Source organism: Gordonia bronchialis DSM 43247 (assembly GCF_000024785.1).
Lineage (GTDB): Bacteria > Actinomycetota > Actinomycetes > Mycobacteriales > Mycobacteriaceae > Gordonia > Gordonia bronchialis.
This window is the reverse complement of record NC_013441.1, coordinates 3,835,779-3,850,907: the sequence shown is the minus strand read 5'-3', so window position 1 is coordinate 3,850,907 and position 15,129 is coordinate 3,835,779. Positions and strand designations below refer to the sequence as shown.

General features: G+C 65.1%; 12 protein-coding genes, 1 tRNA gene and 1 other annotated feature. Of the genes, 7 read left to right on the top strand and 6 right to left on the bottom strand.

From position 1 onward, the window contains the following. The first annotated feature begins 31 nt into the window (after window positions 1-31). The 4 genes from GBRO_RS18025 to GBRO_RS18010 all read left to right on the top strand — a co-directional run bounded on the left by GBRO_RS18025 (window position 32) and on the right by GBRO_RS18010 (window position 5,088). Window positions 32-1,147 (top strand): ferredoxin reductase, encoded by a 1,116-nt coding sequence (locus GBRO_RS18025; protein WP_012835321.1) that lies wholly within the window; start codon window positions 32-34, stop codon window positions 1,145-1,147. A gap of 78 nt (window positions 1,148-1,225) precedes the next feature. After that, entirely contained in the window at window positions 1,226-2,332 is a 1,107-nt protein-coding gene (locus GBRO_RS18020; RefSeq protein ID WP_041919966.1) for a GNAT family N-acetyltransferase, read from the top strand. A gap of 170 nt (window positions 2,333-2,502) precedes the next feature. Beyond that, window positions 2,503-3,825, top strand: coding sequence for a fatty acid desaturase family protein (locus tag GBRO_RS18015; protein ID WP_012835319.1), 1,323 nt, complete (start codon window positions 2,503-2,505; stop codon window positions 3,823-3,825). Between the two features lie 60 nt (window positions 3,826-3,885). Continuing rightward, window positions 3,886-5,088, top strand: a complete 1,203-nt coding sequence (locus GBRO_RS18010; RefSeq protein WP_012835318.1) for a fatty acid desaturase family protein — start codon at window positions 3,886-3,888, stop codon at window positions 5,086-5,088. A gap of 87 nt (window positions 5,089-5,175) precedes the next feature. Here the strand turns inward: GBRO_RS18010 and GBRO_RS18005 are convergent, their stop codons facing one another. After that, window positions 5,176-5,589, bottom strand: a complete 414-nt coding sequence (locus GBRO_RS18005; protein ID WP_012835317.1) for a hypothetical protein — start codon at window positions 5,587-5,589, stop codon at window positions 5,176-5,178. Between the two features lie 4 nt (window positions 5,590-5,593). After that, window positions 5,594-7,207, bottom strand: coding sequence for a cytochrome bc1 complex cytochrome b subunit (gene qcrB, locus GBRO_RS18000; protein WP_012835316.1), 1,614 nt, complete (start codon window positions 7,205-7,207; stop codon window positions 5,594-5,596). A gap of 610 nt (window positions 7,208-7,817) precedes the next feature. Between qcrB and GBRO_RS17995 the strand changes: the two genes are divergently transcribed. Beyond that, window positions 7,818-7,893, top strand: a tRNA-Ile gene (locus GBRO_RS17995). Between the two features lie 612 nt (window positions 7,894-8,505). Then, window positions 8,506-9,120 (top strand): hypothetical protein, encoded by a 615-nt coding sequence (locus tag GBRO_RS17990; RefSeq protein ID WP_012835315.1) that lies wholly within the window; start codon window positions 8,506-8,508, stop codon window positions 9,118-9,120. Here GBRO_RS17990 and GBRO_RS27780 read toward each other — a convergent pair. The 3 genes from GBRO_RS27780 to GBRO_RS17975 form a co-directional block, all read right to left on the bottom strand. Further along, complete coding sequence (locus GBRO_RS27780) at window positions 9,089-9,355, bottom strand: integrase core domain-containing protein (RefSeq protein WP_115311720.1); 267 nt, start codon at window positions 9,353-9,355, stop codon at window positions 9,089-9,091. The genes GBRO_RS17990 and GBRO_RS27780 overlap by 32 nt on opposite strands. A 78-nt stretch (window positions 9,356-9,433) precedes the next feature. Continuing rightward, window positions 9,434-10,686 (bottom strand): IS3 family transposase gene (locus tag GBRO_RS17985; RefSeq protein ID WP_085948627.1). Its coding sequence is split into 2 segments (ribosomal slippage): window positions 9,434-10,392 and window positions 10,392-10,686, totalling 1,254 coding nucleotides; the frame shifts between segments, so codons are not numbered across the junction. Continuing rightward, window positions 10,271-10,402, bottom strand: a sequence feature (AL1L pseudoknot). It overlaps the preceding gene by 132 nt. 124 nt (window positions 10,687-10,810) lie before the next feature. Continuing rightward, window positions 10,811-12,238 carry a sugar porter family MFS transporter gene (locus tag GBRO_RS17975; RefSeq protein ID WP_012835314.1) on the bottom strand — a complete coding sequence of 476 codons (1,428 nt, stop codon included), beginning with the start codon at window positions 12,236-12,238 and terminating at the stop codon, window positions 10,811-10,813. A 126-nt stretch (window positions 12,239-12,364) separates the two neighbouring features. On the opposite strand from GBRO_RS17975, the gene GBRO_RS17970 reads away from it, so the two are divergent. Further along, a complete protein-coding gene (locus GBRO_RS17970) occupies window positions 12,365-13,402 on the top strand; it encodes a LacI family DNA-binding transcriptional regulator (RefSeq protein WP_012835313.1) in 1,038 nt (345 codons plus the stop codon). Window positions 13,403-13,601: 199 nt separating this feature from the next. Here the strand turns inward: GBRO_RS17970 and GBRO_RS17965 are convergent, their stop codons facing one another. Further along, window positions 13,602-15,110 (bottom strand): CoA-acylating methylmalonate-semialdehyde dehydrogenase, encoded by a 1,509-nt coding sequence (locus tag GBRO_RS17965; protein WP_012835312.1) that lies wholly within the window; start codon window positions 15,108-15,110, stop codon window positions 13,602-13,604. Window positions 15,111-15,129: the final 19 nt, after the last annotated feature.

The window sequence follows — 15,129 nt, the reverse complement described above, 5'->3', positions numbered from 1 at the left end:
TTTGTCCGAGTAGCCGTGAGGATGGTGTCGAATGGGATTTCTGGAGCGTTTCGAGGAACCGGTGACTGGTGTCGCCGCCCGAAGTCGCGGTGCGCAGTGGGTTCGTGCCGCCGTCACGCGGATCACCACGCCGCTGTTGCCCGACGATTATCTGCATCTGGCCAACCCGTTGTGGTCGGCGCGCGAGTTGCGCGGCAAGGTGGTGTCGGTGACGCGGGAGACCGAGGACACCGCGACCATTCGCATCCGACCGGGCTGGGGCTTTTCGCTGGATTACACGCCGGGCCAGTACATCGGGATCGGGGTGCTGATCGAGGGGCGCTGGACCTGGCGGTCGTATTCGCTGACCTCCACCCCGCACACCTCGGCGAGTGAGAAGACCATCGCGATCACCGTCAAGGCGATGCCCGAGGGGTTCCTGTCCTCGCACCTGGTCAATGGGCTCACCCCGGGCACCGTGGTCCGGTTGGCGGCACCGCAGGGCGAGTTCGTCCTGCCCGACCCGCTGCCCGAGAAGATCCTGTTCGTCACCGCCGGCAGCGGCATCACCCCGATCATTTCGATGCTGCGCATGATGCGACAACGTAAGCAGGTCACCGACATTCGCGTCGTCCATTCGACCCCGAGCGCCCAAGATCTCCTCTTCGCGGACGAGCTGGCCGAGATGGCCGGGGACGGCACGATCGATCTGCATGTCCAACACACCCGCGTCGACGGGAAGGTGACCGCCGTCGACCTGGCGCAGTTGTGCCCCGACTGGACCGAGCGCCAGACCTGGGCCTGCGGTCCCGGTGGATTCCTGGACATGCTGCAGCAGATGTACAGCGACGCCGACCTCACCGACCTGCTGCACATCGAGCGCTTCGCTCTCGAGCGTGGGCATGTCGGCGCCCAGGGCGGCACCGTCACGTTCGCCCGCTCGGGTAAGACCGCCGAGGTCGACGGCGCGACGACGCTGCTCGAGGCGGGTGAGTCGGCCGGCGCGATCATGCCGTTCGGCTGCCGGATGGGGATCTGCCAGAGCTGTGTGGTGATGATCGACAAGGGTTGCGTGCGTGACCTGCGGTCCGGCGTCGAACATGTGGAAGGTGAACGCATCCAGACCTGCGTGAGCGCCGCCGCCGGGGACTGCACCCTCGACGTCTGAGCCGCGTGCTGCCCTGTTGTGCCCGGAGATCGGTGTTCCGTCCTGCCGGTCGTCGCCGGAGGCGTTAGGGTGAAAAGGATGCGAGCAGAGATCGCCAAGTCACAGGAATCGCAAGTACCCGTCCTCACGGACGGTGAGGTGACATTACGCTCCCACGTGCGGGGCGACATCGACCGCATGGTCGAGCTGGCCGCCGATCAGGCGAAGATCCGCTGGACCCCCATACCCGCGCCCTACGGTCGTTCCGCCGCCGAGCGGTTCGCACTCGAGTACGCGCCCCGATGCTGGGAGACCGGCAGTGAGATGGTGTGGGCGGTCGACGTGGACGGACGGTTCGCCGGCACCGTCGACATCGCCGGTGAGGGAGTGCTGACCCACCTGAGCTTCGATCTGCACCCGGATGCGCGCGGGTGGGGGATCATGCGCCGCGCGGTGTTGCTGGCCGTCGACTACGCCTTTGCGCAGGCCGGCAAGGAGGTGATCCGCTGGACGGCACTGGCCGGGAACATCGACGCCCTGCGCGTCGCCCACGCGTGCGGATTCCGGCTGGACGCGTCGATCCCCGACGGCGTCGAACTGCGCGGCACACCGCACGCCGCCTGGGTCGGTTCACTGCGCCGCGACGATGACCGGACACCGAAGACCACTTGGCATGCAGACACTTTCGAGACCGAGCGGTTCCGGTTGCGGCCCCTCGAGGAGAAGGATGATCCGCGGATCAGAGAGACTCTCGACGACGCCGAGTCGCGCCGGTATCTATTCGCGAGACCCGATCCGCTGCTCGACGAGCACGCGGCGGCCGAGCGCATCCGCAAGTGGTGGACCGCTGCGTGCGGCTCGACGTGCACGTGGGCCGTGGCCGACAAAGACTCCGACGAGTACCTCGGCGACGTCTCCATCTTCGACATCGACGAGGTGACCGGAGCCGAGATCGGTTTCTACACCCATCCCGAGGCGCGTGGCCGCGGGGTGCTGCGGGAGGGGATGGCGGGGGCCGTCGACCACATCTTCGACGAGATCGGCCTGCGCCGGTTGACGCTGTTTGCCGCGGCCGGCAACGAGGGCAGTCGCGCGCTGGCCCGCTCGTGCGGTTTCCGCGAGTTCGGCACGCAGCATCTTGCCGCACGGTCCGACGGTGACTTCGAAGACCTGGTCGGCTACGAGTTGTTCCACGAATGGCGCTGACGCCGCATCGGCGGCCCTAACCGGCCGCTCGGCGCAGCGCATCGGCACTGTGCGTCGGCTCACACCTGGCGCCATCGGCCGCGAAGGGGTGGACAGGCACGCCGAATACAACCTACGCTGTCGTAAGTTACGGAAACGTAGGCGTAAGTGACTTCGGCGAAAGGACCTCGATGGCGATCACCGACATCCCCGAGTACGCACACCTGTCTCCCTCCGACGTGGAGGCGCTCGGCGCCGAACTCGATGCGATCCGAGCCGACATCGAAGCGGATCGGGGTGAGCGCGATGCGCGCTACATCCGCAACACGATCCGCTTCCAGCGCGGCATGGAACTGCTCGGCCGTGGGCTGATCTTCGGTTCCACCAAGCGATCGATGTGGTGGGCCGGTGCGGGTGCACTGGGTCTGGCCAAGATCGTCGAGAACATGGAACTCGGCCACAATGTGATGCACGGCCAGTGGGACTGGATGAACGATCCCGAGGTGCACTCGACCACGTGGGAGTGGGACAACACCGACCCCTCGGCGCACTGGAAGCACACGCACAATTACATCCATCACAAGTACACCAATGTGCTCGGGATGGACGACGACGTGGGCTACGGACTGCTGCGGGTGACCCGTGACCAGCGGTGGCGGCCCTTCTACCTGGGCAACCTGGCCTACAACACCCTGCTCGCGCTCGCCTTCGAGTACGGCGTTGCCGCGCAGCACCTCGAACTGGGCAAGAAGCGCAGGACTCCCGAGGCCAAGGCACAGTTCCAGCGCGATCTGCGCGACGTGGCGACCAAGGTCGGCAAGCAGATGGCCAAGGACTATGTGGTCTATCCGGCTCTCGCCGGTCTCGTCGCGGGCCGCGGCGACCTGCGACAGGGCGGCCGGGCCTTCCGCAAGGCGGCCACCGCGAATGTCATGGGCAACGTCATCCGCAACATTTGGACCAACGCGGTCATCTTCTGCGGCCACTTCCCCGACGGCGCGGAGAAGTTCACCAAGCAGGACGTCGACAGCGAGACGCAGGCCGAATGGTATCTGCGCCAGATGCTCGGCAGCGCCAACTTCCACTCCGGGTTCGTGCTGGCCTTCCTGAGCGGCAACCTGTCCTACCAGATCGAGCACCACATCTTCCCGGATCTGCCGAGTAACCGCCTCGCCGAGATCTCCGTCCGGGTGCGGGCGCTGTGCGAGAAGTACGACCTGCCCTACACCACGGGGTCGTTCCCACTGCAGTATGCGAAGTCGTGGCGGACCATCGCCAAGCTGTCCCTGCCGGACAAGTACCTGAAGGCAACCGCCGATGACGCGCCGGAGACGGCGTCGGAGCGGCGTTTCAAATCGGATCTGCCCGAGGGTGCCCGGCTGCAGGCGTCTGTCGACCCGACCACCGGTCGTCGTCGTGGGCTGCGCACCGCGATCGCGTCGCTGCGTCGCCGGGGCAAGGGTGCCCGCGTGCGCCAGATCGTCGCCGCGGACAATCGGCGTGAGGCTGCGTGAGGACTGACCTGGCGATCAACGGTTGGGTGTCGCGTACGGACGCGGGCATAATGGGTCTCGATGGCAATCACTGATATCAACGAGTACGCACACCTGACCGAAGCCGACGTCGAGGCACTGGGTGCCGAACTAGATGCCATCCGCCGCGACATCGAAGCCGACCGGGGAATGCGTGATGTCCGGTATCTGCACCGGACGATCCTCGCGCATCGGGCACTCGAGGTCGTGGGCCGGGTCGCACTGATCGGTAGCCACAAGCGTTCGCTGTGGTTGCTCGGTACCGCGGCTCTCTCGCTGTCGAAGATCATCGAGAACATGGAACTCGGCCACAATGTGATGCACGGCCAATGGGATTGGATGAACGATCCCGAGGTGCACTCCACCACCTACGAGTGGGACATGGTGTGCGCGTCACCCCACTGGAAGCACTCGCACAACTACATCCATCACAAGTACACCAACGTCGTCGGGATGGACCACGACGTCGGCTATAAGGTCTTGCGGGTCACCCGCGACGAGCCGTGGGAACCGCGCCGGCTGTTCCAGCCGCTGTCCAACCTGATGCTCGCCGCCACCTTCGAGTGGGGAATCGGCCTGCACGACATCGAACTCGGTGAGTATCTACGGGGTGAGCGCGCACCAGAGGTGACCGTCCCGAAGATCAAACTGTTCGCGCGCAAGATCATTCGTCAGGTCGGCAAGGACTACATCATCTTCCCGGCGATGACCGGTCCCAACTTCGTGCACACGCTGACCGCCAACGCGACCGCGAACCTGATTCGCAACCTGTGGGCCTACGTCGTCATCTTCTGCGGACATTTTCCCGATGGCGCAGAGAAATTCACCGTCGAGTCGCTGGAGAACGAGACACCCGGTCAGTGGTATCTGCGGCAGATGCTCGGGACGGCGAACTTCAAGGCGGGCCCCGCGATGGCTTTCTTCAGTGGGAATCTCTGCTACCAGATCGAGCACCATCTCTACCCCGATCTGCCCAGCAACCGCTACGCCGAGATCGCCGACCGCGTCCGCGATCTCTGCGACAAATACGACCTGCCCTATACGACGGGCTCGTTGATGGTGCAGTACATGCAGACGCTGCGGACCATCAACAAACTCGCGCTGCCCGACCGCTTCCTGCGCGACACCGCCGACGACGCCCCGGAGACCGCCTCGGAGCGACGGTTCGCCGGGATGCCCAAGACTCGGGGACTCAAGACGGCGATTGCCGAACTGCGGGCCCGACGTCGTCGGACGCGACGCTGACTTGCGTTGTGGCGTAACGCTTTACCCTGGTCGGCGGGTGCCCGCCACGAAGCTGACCTGCGCCACGAAGCTGACCTGGTGCCCGACTCAGTGTGGTGAGCCCCGGTAGATCTGCGACTGTTGCACCACCACTCGTGCGGTGCGCCGGGCACACAGCGCGGCCACCGCGATCGACGCGAGCGCGATGACGGCGAGTTCGGCGGTCATCAGGCTCAGTTCCGGGATGCGGGTGGGCTGCAGGTCGCCGAGCACGATGTAGATCGCGCCGCCCGCGGAGGCGGCACCGACGGCGAGAGCGGGAATGGCCGCGCGTAGTTCGAGATGGTGCTTCTCCTCGATGAGTTCGGCACGCGGGTCGCTGCCCGCACGTGGCGCGTCGTCGACGACCGAGGCGAGCAGGAAGAACCGGGCGTCACGGCGCGGCGCACCACAGCGTCGTACCGACATCGACCATCCGGTCAGTGCCAGCACCGCGATGAGGACGATGGTCAGCAGCGCCACCCCCTCATTGTCGCGCGTCGGAGCCGGAATTGAGCCGACGTATTGCCTCGAGTTCGGCGTCGAGCTCTGATCGCGCGCGCTCGGCGTTGTGTTGCTGCTGCTCGGGCGGGTCGGCGGTGAGGATCGATCCGGTGCCGGGTGCGCCGGAGGAGCCGAGTTTGTTCATCCGCTTGGGCAGAGCCGCGCCCTGGTAGGGGAGCGGGATGGGGTGGCCGTGGGAGTCGACCGGGCCCAGTGGTTGGTGGACCTCGATGTACTCGCCCTGTGGCAGGCGCTTGATGAGGCCGGTCTCGATGCCGTGCGCGAGGACGGCGCGGTCGCTGCGTTGCAGGGCCAGGGCCCAGCGGTAGGCGACGAAGTAGGCCAGCGGTGGCACCACGATCAGGCCGATGCGGCCCATCCAGGTGGTCGCGTTGAGTGAGACGTGGAACTTGTAGGCGATCACGTCGTTCATGCACGACAGCGTCAGGATGATGTAGAACGAGAGCGCCATCGCCCCGATGCCGGTACGCACCGGCACGTCACGTGGACGCTGCAACAGGTTGTGATGGGCACGATCGTTGGTGAGCCGCCTTTCCACCCACGGGTAGACCATCATCGAGATGAAGACCGCGCCGATCAGCAGCACGCCCCAATTCGACGCCGGCACAGTGTATTTGCCGAGATAGAGTTCCCACGCCGGCATGAGTCGGAGGAGTCCGTCGGTCCACATCATGTAGATGTCGGGCTGGGAGCCGGCCGAGACGTGGGCCGGGTTGTAGGGTCCGAGCACCCACACCGGGTTGATCTGGAAGACACCCGCCATCAGGGCCAGCACACCGGTCGTCATCGCGAACATCGCGCCACCCTTGGCCGCGAAGACCGGCATGATGCGCACGCCGACCACGTTGCGCTCGGTGCGGCCGGGGCCGGGGAACTGGGTGTGCTTCTGGTACCAGACCAGCGCGAGGTGGGCGCCGATCAACGCCAGGATGATGCCCGGGAACAGCAGGATGTGCAGCACGTACATGCGCGGGATGATGATCTCGCCGGGGAAGTCCCCACCGAACAGCGCCCAGCGAATCCACGTACCCACGATGGGTAGCCCGAGGGCGCCTGCGGTGAGTGCGCGGACGCCGGTGCCGGAGAGGAGGTCGTCGGGCAGTGAGTAGCCGAAGAAGCCCTCGAACATCGCCAGGATCAGCAGGAAGCAGCCGATGATCCAGTTGGCCTCACGTGGACGCCGGAACGCACCGGTGAAGAAGATGCGCATCATGTGGATGATGATCGACGCGGCGAACAGCAGCGCGGCCCAGTGGTGGATCTGGCGGACGAACAGACCGCCGCGCACCTCGAAGGAGATGTTGAGGGTGGTCTCGTAGGCCTTGGTCATCATCACACCGTTGAGCGGCTGATAGGCGCCGTCGTAGATGACCTCGCTCATCGACGGATCGAAGAACAGAGTCAGGTACACCCCGGAGATCAGCAGGATGATGAAGCTGTAGAGCGCAACCTCACCCAGCATGAACGACCAGTGCGACGGGAAGACCTTGTTGATCTGGCGACGCGTACCGGGCGCGAGGTGATACCACGAATCCAATTCTCCCAGTACAGTTTTCGCACGACTTGATGGAGCCATGAACCCTCATCTCCGAGGTTGGCACGTAGTAGTACTACATCCGATAGTAGAACTGTCGCTGTCGAAAGGGAACCCCTTGAGATGGATCGATGACGAGGTTCGGGCAGAAAAAGTCCTTGTCTTCTCGGGCGAGTCTGTTTAATGTGTCTTCTCGCGCCTCAATCGGTCGCCGAACCGATCGGGGCATGACACTTGATAACTGAATCGAAAGTCTTTGTGCGGCATGGCGCATAAGCCGGGGTGACTCGGTGAAAGGCGGGTGACAACCGTCGCCGGGGTGATACTCGGTACCCCATGCACTCCGAGCCGGAACCTTCACCCCAGGGTGGAGGCAACGTCGAAGCGACCTGATGGCGAGAGCCGGGAGAGCCGATCGGTGACCCAACACCTGCCAGGTGTTGTCAGTAGCGACGAGCGTTGCGGTGAGGGAAGGAACATCAGTCCGAGATGGTCAGTCGAGGGCGTGTTCCATGAATGCGGACCCGGGGCGTGGCGGCTTCGAGGAGGCAGGAGAGATCAAGTAGGACTTGACATCTGAACGGTCGAGGGTGTGCGGCATTCTGATCCCAAAAGGATCGGAACCGCACGGAAGAGCACATCCTCAGTCGCACGACGCACTAGCTCAATGGCAGAGCAGTCAACTGATAATTGGCAGGTTGCCGGTTCGACTCCGGCGTGGTCTCCCACCACAAGCGAAAGCCTCTTCCCGACGACATCGCGACAGTGTCCTAATCCCTGACCTCGCAGGAGGAATCAGGGCACGCGCCGAGCCCGCAAGGCTCGGTGGGTGTTCACGCGCCGGTAGCGGTAGCGGAGAGACCGGCCAGTCTCTCTTCGACGTGAAAGCGGTGGAGAAGCGGTCGTCGTAACGCGTGGTGCCACGGCACGGCACTGGGCATGGTGGATACCGTCGAGAGGCGGTGGACACGCCGCAAACCCGGAAGGGAATACGGCGCGCAAAAGGCCACCGGCAGTGGGGAAGTAGTCTCATTCCCCGCACCCTCACAACGCCCGGCTCCCCCTGCTACTGGGTGAGCCGCCCCCTCCGCCGGCTGGTTGAGCCGCCGCCTCCGCCGGCTGGTTGAGCCGGCCACCCCTTCCGCTGGCTGAGCCGGCCACCCCCCTTCCGCTGGTTGAGCCGTGTCCGCGTTCCGCCCGCTGGTTGAGCCGTGTCCGCGAGGAACGAGCGGCCACGTGTCGAAACCATCCGCGACCCGACAATGTCAGCGCCCCAACACAATCCACCACCCGATAGCCGACAATCCAGAGTTGTCAGACCCCTCTGACATCATAAGGGCATGTTCGAAGCAGGCCGGAACACCGACGAGGCCACCCTGGCCTGCGCCGGTGAATCCGACTTGGCCGCAGCCGCTTCGGACTTCACGCGCGGTGAACGCCAACACATGGCGCGCAAGATTTCGGCCGCCTACCACCTCGGACGCAAAGTGTTCGACCGCGTCATGGCCGCCGACTACGACCGCTACCGCAAAAAGATGCCCGACAACGCCGCCGTCCGCGACGTCGCCTGGCACTTCGACGTCCCCGCCGCCACCGCCGGACGCTGGCTCGCCCTCGGGGAGCTGCTTTCCCACCTCCCCAACGTGCGGGCCGCATTCCTGGCCGGTGACCTCACCGAATCCCGCGCCTCACTGATCGCGCACGCCCTGACCGCGTTGGATGAGAATCAGTACGACGCCGCCGAAGACGCCGCCCTCGGCTACGCCGCCGAAGCCACCACCAACAGCGTGCTCTCCGAACAGCTCGACGAGATGGTCATCGCGCTCGACCCCGACCGCGCCGAACAAGCCCGCCACGCGTATGCCGCCCGCACCCAAGACGTCCGATTCCGCAAATGGGGCTCCCCCGAAAAAGTGGACACGGTTAGCTTGATTGCTGACTTGTCAGTGACGTGATCTCGAAGTCGATAGGCGAGATCATCCCCAGCGAGCTGTGCCTCCTGTCATGATTATAGAATCTGATGTAATTGGCAAGTCCCGCAGTAAGATTCGCGTACGTGGTGAACGCGTGCCGCTTGGAGTATTCGTGCTTGACGGTCGACCACAGTGATTCGGCGCCGGCGTTGTCCCAGCAGATCCCTGTCGCGCCCATCGAGCGCCGCAAGCCATGCTTGCCGCATGCGGCGGCCATGTCGTGGCTGGTGTACTGGGCGAGTTCAACCGGTCGCTGTGCAGGATTGAACCGTCCTGGATCGGATAGAGACCTGGTTCAGGCCACCTCCGCCACGGAGGCGACGCTGTCACGATAGCGCGTCTCGTACTCGACGGGTGAGCAGTAGCCCAGGGAGGAGTGCAGCCTCTCGGCGTTGAACCAGTGCACGTAGGCGGCGGTCTCTCGTTCGACCTCGCCGCGGTCCTTCCAGGCGCGGCCGGTGTCGATCAGTTCGGTCTTGTACAAGCCGATCGCCGACTCCATGAGCGCGTTGTCGAGCGCATCGCCGACCGATCCTATGGATCCGGTGATGTTGGCCTCGGTCAGCGCAGCGGTGAATGCCAACGATGTGTACTGACTGCCCGCATCGCTGTGATGAACCAAACCGGTTGCGGTGAAGTCGAATCCGGATCGGCGGCGGGCGAACAACGCTTGCTCGACAACACTCGTCACCAACGGTGTGTGCTTGCTCGCCATGACTCGCCACCCGAGGATGCGTCGCGAAAACACATCCACGAGGAACGCGACGTAGACAAACCCCGCCAATGTCCACACATACGTGAAGTCGGCCACCCACCACTGATCCGGATGTGTCGGTGTATCCCATTGTCGTTCAACATGATCAGGGAATCGTGGCGCCCTATCGTCTCGGTGGGTCGTGGTGGTGCGATGGCTGCCGCGTACAGCACCGGAGATGCCGCAGATCCCCATCAGCCGGCCGACCTGATCACGACCCATCACGTGACCGGCGCGCCACATCGTGTGATACATCTTGCGCACCCCGTACACACCGCGGTTCTTCTCGAACTGCTGGTAGACGGCATGAGCGGCGTAGGCCTCCTCGAGCATCGCTGCCGAGACCAGGCCACGCTGCTTGTGGGCATAGTAGGTGGATGGGGCAATCTGCATTCCGTACTCGGTGAGTACCCGGCAGATCGGATCGACCCCGAACCTGTCCCTGTGATCGTCGATGTACTCGACGATCAACGAAGTCGGCGGTCGATCTCCGCCGCGGCGAAAAACGCCGACGCCGTCTTCAAAATCTCATTGGCTCTGCGCAATTCGGAATTCTCACGACGCAGCTCACGCACCTGAGCATCCAACTCCCCACTGGTCGTACTCACCCCCGAGGAGACCACCGGCGTGTCCTTCTCGATCCAGTTACGCAGCGTCGCCTGATTGATATCGAGCATCTCGGCGACATGCCGGCGCGCCGCCGACTTCGACCCGCCCACCTCGCCGAGCCGATCCTGATACATCCGCACGGCACGCTCACGCGTCTCCTGGTCAAACTTCCGTGGTGCTCCCATAACAGCATTCTCCTGGTGAGATCACGGTCTCCACCAGACCCAGGACGGTTCAGATTCCGGGATGAACCCGACACGTGAACTCCCCGCCCAGGGTGGGCGGGGAGTTCACGTGTCAGGGCGTCGGTCAGGCGGCCGTGGAGACCGGGATCGGTCCGGTGCGGTTCTGGTGATGCAGTTCGAGATGCTCTTCGAGATCTTCGAGGCTGATCCCCTTGGTCTCCGGCACCGTCAGGTAGACGAAGACCAGTGAGACCAGGTTGATCGCGACGAACAGTCCGAACGTTCCGGTGGAACCGAGGGCAGAGTTGAGCACGGGGAACAGGAACGAGATGAGGGCGTTGGTGCACCACAGGATGAAGACCGCGATCCCCATCGCGAACCCGCGCACGCTGAGCGGGAAGATCTCCGACAGCAGCAGCCAGACGCAGGTGCCGATGAACATCTGCACGAAGGCGACGAACAGGATCATGCAGCCGAGGATGACGTAGCTCCGGGTTGTCGACTCGGGGAGCAGGAAGGTCAGTGCCAGGGCGGCCTGCGACACCGCGACACCGGCGAAGCCGATGAGCAGCATGGTTCGACGGCCGATGTAGCCGAGCAGGATGATCCCGATGATGGTGGTGATCACCGAGGTCACGCCCACCGCGATGGTGGCGATGAGTGATGCGCTCACGCCGAGGCCGCTCTGCTCGAGAATCGTTGGTGCGTAATAATTCACGGTGTTGATGCCGGTTGCCTGCTGAATGATGGCGAGCCCGCAGCCGATCATCACGATGTGGCGGATCCAGGGCACGTCGCGCAGCAGGGACATCGGCGTCTTGTTGCTGCCGGTGATGTGTTCGGTGTGTTCGACGATCTGCACGTACTCCGCGTCGGCCTCGGCGGGAGTGCGGCTCAGGCCGAGCACAGAGCGGGCCTCGGGCAGCCGGTTCTGCAGGGCATACCAGCGTGGGGAATCGGGCAGTGCCGTCATGCCGATGAGCAGAGCGACGGCCGGGATCGAGGCAACGGCCAGCATGATGCGCCAGACGTGCGGGTCGTGGATGAGGTGGTCGAGCAGCGCGTTGGTCGCGAAGGCGAGCATCTGTCCGGTGACGATCATCAGCTCGTTGATGGTGACCATCCGTCCACGGCGCTCGACAGGTGCCATCTCAGCCAGGTAGAGCGGGCAGGTCACCGCTGCGGCGCCGACGCCGAAGCCGAGGATGATGCGGGCGATCACCATGGCGGCAACGCTCGGCGCGAGTGCGCAGCCGAGGGCGCCGAGCAAGAAGATCGCACCGCAGCCGAGCAGGGTGCGCTTGCGACCGAGCCGGTCGGCCAGCCGGCCGCCGAAGAGGGCGCCGAACGCGGCGCCGGGGAAGAGGAGCGAACTGACCACAACCGCCTCGGTCACCGAGGTCAGGTGCAGGTCGTCTTTCATGTAGAGCAGGGCGCCGGAGATGACGCCGGTGTCATAACCGAACAGCAGCCCCCCGAGGGTTGCGATGACGGTCAGCTTGGTCAGAAAGCGTCCGGTGGACGCTGACGGAGCTGTGGCCGGTGCGGACATGGGGACCTTCTTCGTGGGAGGAACTGACAAGTCTTTGGAGCTAACGCGCGTTAGTAACGCGCGTAAGGTCTACTATGTACTGACAAAGTAGATGTGTCAACGGTCACTTTTGGAAGAGGGTGTGAAATGGCCGCGCGAGCAGCGGGCACGGCGTCCCCACGCAAACCCACCATGGCCGATGTGGCCAAGCAAGCCGGAGTGTCCCGGACGCTGGTGTCGTTCATCCTCGACGGGAAGCCCGGGGCCAGCGACGACACCCGGCGTCGGGTGCTCGCTGTCGCCGATGAGATCGGATACCGGCCGGACGCGGCGGCCCGCTTGTTGGCGCGTGGACGAAGTCGGACGCTGGGGGTGCTGATCGACGTCTCGCAGTTGTTCGAGGCGGAGTTGGTGGCCAACATCTATCCGGCGGCCGAGGAGTTCGGCCACGAGGTACTGCTCTCGGCCAACGTGCCGGGCCGGTCCGAGGTGACCTCGGTGGAAGCGCTGCTCAGTCACCGTTGCGGTGCGCTCATCCTGCTCGGACCGTCCCAATCCGACGACGACCTGGCCGAACTGGGAAGGCGTGCTCCCACCGTTGTCGTGGGCAGGCGGCTCCCGAACACCCCGCTCGGCGACCGTATCGCCACCGTGCGCACCGACGACGCCGACGGCTTGCGCCGGGCCGTCGACTACCTCACCGACCTCGGCCACCGCGACATCCTGCATGTCGACGGCAACGGGGAGCCGGGCTCGGACGACCGTCGCGATGGCTACCGTGCCGCCATGCGAGCCCACGGCTTACCCGACCATATCGACATCGTCGCGGGCGCCCACGACGAGGCGGCGGGCGCACATGCGGCGCGGGAGATCATGTCCCGCACACGATTACCCACTGCCATCATCGCCGGCAACGACCGATGCGCCCTCGGCATCCTGGACGTGTTCACCCGAGCCGGGATCGACATCCCGGGTGAGGTCTCCCTCGTCGGATACGACGACAGCCGACTTTCCGACAACCCGCGTATCGATCTCACCACCATCCATCAGGACGCAGAAGCGATCGGGCGCAACGCCGTCCGCCTTGCTGTCGAGATGCTCGACGGGACGCAGCCGGCCCGGCCCGACCACGTCCTCGAACCCAGCCTGAAGGTCCGCGGCACCACCGGCCCGCCCCGCCGCTGAACCTCCACCGTTGGCTGGGCCGCCATTTCTGCTGGTTGAGGCAACGATTGTTGTGTTGCGGGTGGTTTCGACGCGGGGCCGCTCGTTCCTCGCGGTCCCGGCTCAACCAGCGGGAGGGGAGGGCCAGGCTCAACCAGCGGGAGGGGAGGGCCGGGCCTCAACCAGCAGGAGGAGAGCCCGGCCCGACCAGCCCTGCGGCTCAGCCGTTTTGCGGGAAGCCGAGGTTGAGGCCGCCGTGGCTCGGGTCGAGCCAGCGGGTGGTGATGGCTTTGGTGCGGGTGAAGAAGTGGATGCCTTCGGTGCCGTGGGCGTGGGTGTCGCCGAACAGTGAGGCCTTCCAGCCGCCGAAGCTGAAGTAGGCCATCGGGACCGGGATGGGCACGTTGATGCCTACCATGCCGACCTCGACCTCGTTCTGGAACCGTCGGGCCGCGCCACCGTCGTTGGTGAAGATGGCGGTGCCGTTGCCGTAGGGGTTGGCGTTGATCAACTCCAGTGCCTCGTCGTAGGAGTCCACCCGCACCACCGCGAGCACCGGGCCGAAGATCTCGTCGGTGTAGATGCTCATGTCGGGGGTGACGTGGTCGAACAGGGTCGGGCCCAACCAGAAACCGTCGGCCCCGCCGTCGGCCGCGACGCCGCGTCCGTCGAGAACCACGGTGGCACCGGCGGCTTCACCGGCGTCGACGTAGCTGCGGACCTTGTCGCGGTGGGCGGCGGTGACCAGCGGTCCCATGTCGGAGTCGCGGGTGCCGTCCCCGGTGCGGATGGTGCGTGCGCGCTCGGTGATCTTGGCGACCAGGTCGTCGGCGATGTCACCGACGGCCACGGCGACCGAGATGGCCATGCAGCGTTCCCCGGCCGAGCCGAAACCGGCGTTGACCATCGCATCGGCGGCCAGATCCAGATCGGCGTCCGGGAGGATGATGGCGTGGTTCTTGGCCCCACCGAGCGCCTGGACGCGTTTGCCGGCGGCGGTGCCGGTGGCATACACGTACTGCGCGATCGGGGTGGAACCGACGAAGCTGATGGCCTTGATCTTCGGGTTGGTCAGCAACTCGTCGACGGCGACCTTGTCGCCCTGCAGCACGTTGAACACACCGTCGGGCAGACCGGCTTCCTTCCACAACTGCGCCAGCCACAGCGAGGCGGTCGGGTCCTTCTCCGAGGGTTTGAGGACCACGGTGTTGCCCGCGGCGATCGCGATGGGGAAGAACCACATCGGCACCATGGCCGGGAAGTTGAACGGGGAGATGATGCCGACCGGGCCGAGCGGCTGATACACCGAGTGCACGTCGACCTTGGTCGAGGCGTTCTCGGTGTAGCCACCCTTGAGAAGATGCGGGATACCGCAAGCGAACTCGACGACCTCCTGGCCACGGGAGATCTCCCCGAGGGCATCGGAGAGCACCTTGCCGTGCTCGGCGGTGATGATCTCGGCCAACTCGCCCTTGCGTTCGTTGAGCAGCTCGCGGAAGCGGAACAGCACCGCGGTGCGCTTGGTCAGGCTGGTGTCGCGCCACGCCGGGAACGCCGCCGCAGCGGAATCGATCACGGCGCGGGCGTCGGCGAGGTCGGCCAGCGCCACCTCACCGGTGACCTCACCGGTCGCCGGGTTGGTGATGGGCGCAGTCTTCGATGAGGCGCCGGCGAAGGCCTCGTTGTTCACCCAGTGGGTGACGGTGCGGGTGATGGCGGGTGCAGACATGGGGGTACTCCTGAAAGGG

What these genes read in the sequence shown, in the direction of transcription:
- qcrB (WP_012835316.1), bottom strand. Translation starts at nt 7,207, where the DNA reads ATGGCTCCATCAAGTCGTGCGAAAACTGTACTGGGAGAATTGGATTCG.
- GBRO_RS18010 (WP_012835318.1), top strand. Translation starts at nt 3,886, where the DNA reads ATGGCAATCACTGATATCAACGAGTACGCACACCTGACCGAAGCCGAC.
- GBRO_RS18025 (WP_012835321.1), top strand. Translation starts at nt 32, where the DNA reads ATGGGATTTCTGGAGCGTTTCGAGGAACCGGTGACTGGTGTCGCCGCC.
- GBRO_RS17965 (WP_012835312.1), bottom strand. Translation starts at nt 15,110, where the DNA reads ATGTCTGCACCCGCCATCACCCGCACCGTCACCCACTGGGTGAACAAC.
- GBRO_RS18015 (WP_012835319.1), top strand. Translation starts at nt 2,503, where the DNA reads ATGGCGATCACCGACATCCCCGAGTACGCACACCTGTCTCCCTCCGAC.
- GBRO_RS17990 (WP_012835315.1), top strand. Translation starts at nt 8,506, where the DNA reads ATGTTCGAAGCAGGCCGGAACACCGACGAGGCCACCCTGGCCTGCGCC.
- GBRO_RS27780 (WP_115311720.1), bottom strand. Translation starts at nt 9,355, where the DNA reads ATGGCCGCCGCATGCGGCAAGCATGGCTTGCGGCGCTCGATGGGCGCG.
- GBRO_RS18020 (WP_041919966.1), top strand. Translation starts at nt 1,226, where the DNA reads ATGCGAGCAGAGATCGCCAAGTCACAGGAATCGCAAGTACCCGTCCTC.
- GBRO_RS17975 (WP_012835314.1), bottom strand. Translation starts at nt 12,238, where the DNA reads ATGTCCGCACCGGCCACAGCTCCGTCAGCGTCCACCGGACGCTTTCTG.
- GBRO_RS17970 (WP_012835313.1), top strand. Translation starts at nt 12,365, where the DNA reads ATGGCCGCGCGAGCAGCGGGCACGGCGTCCCCACGCAAACCCACCATG.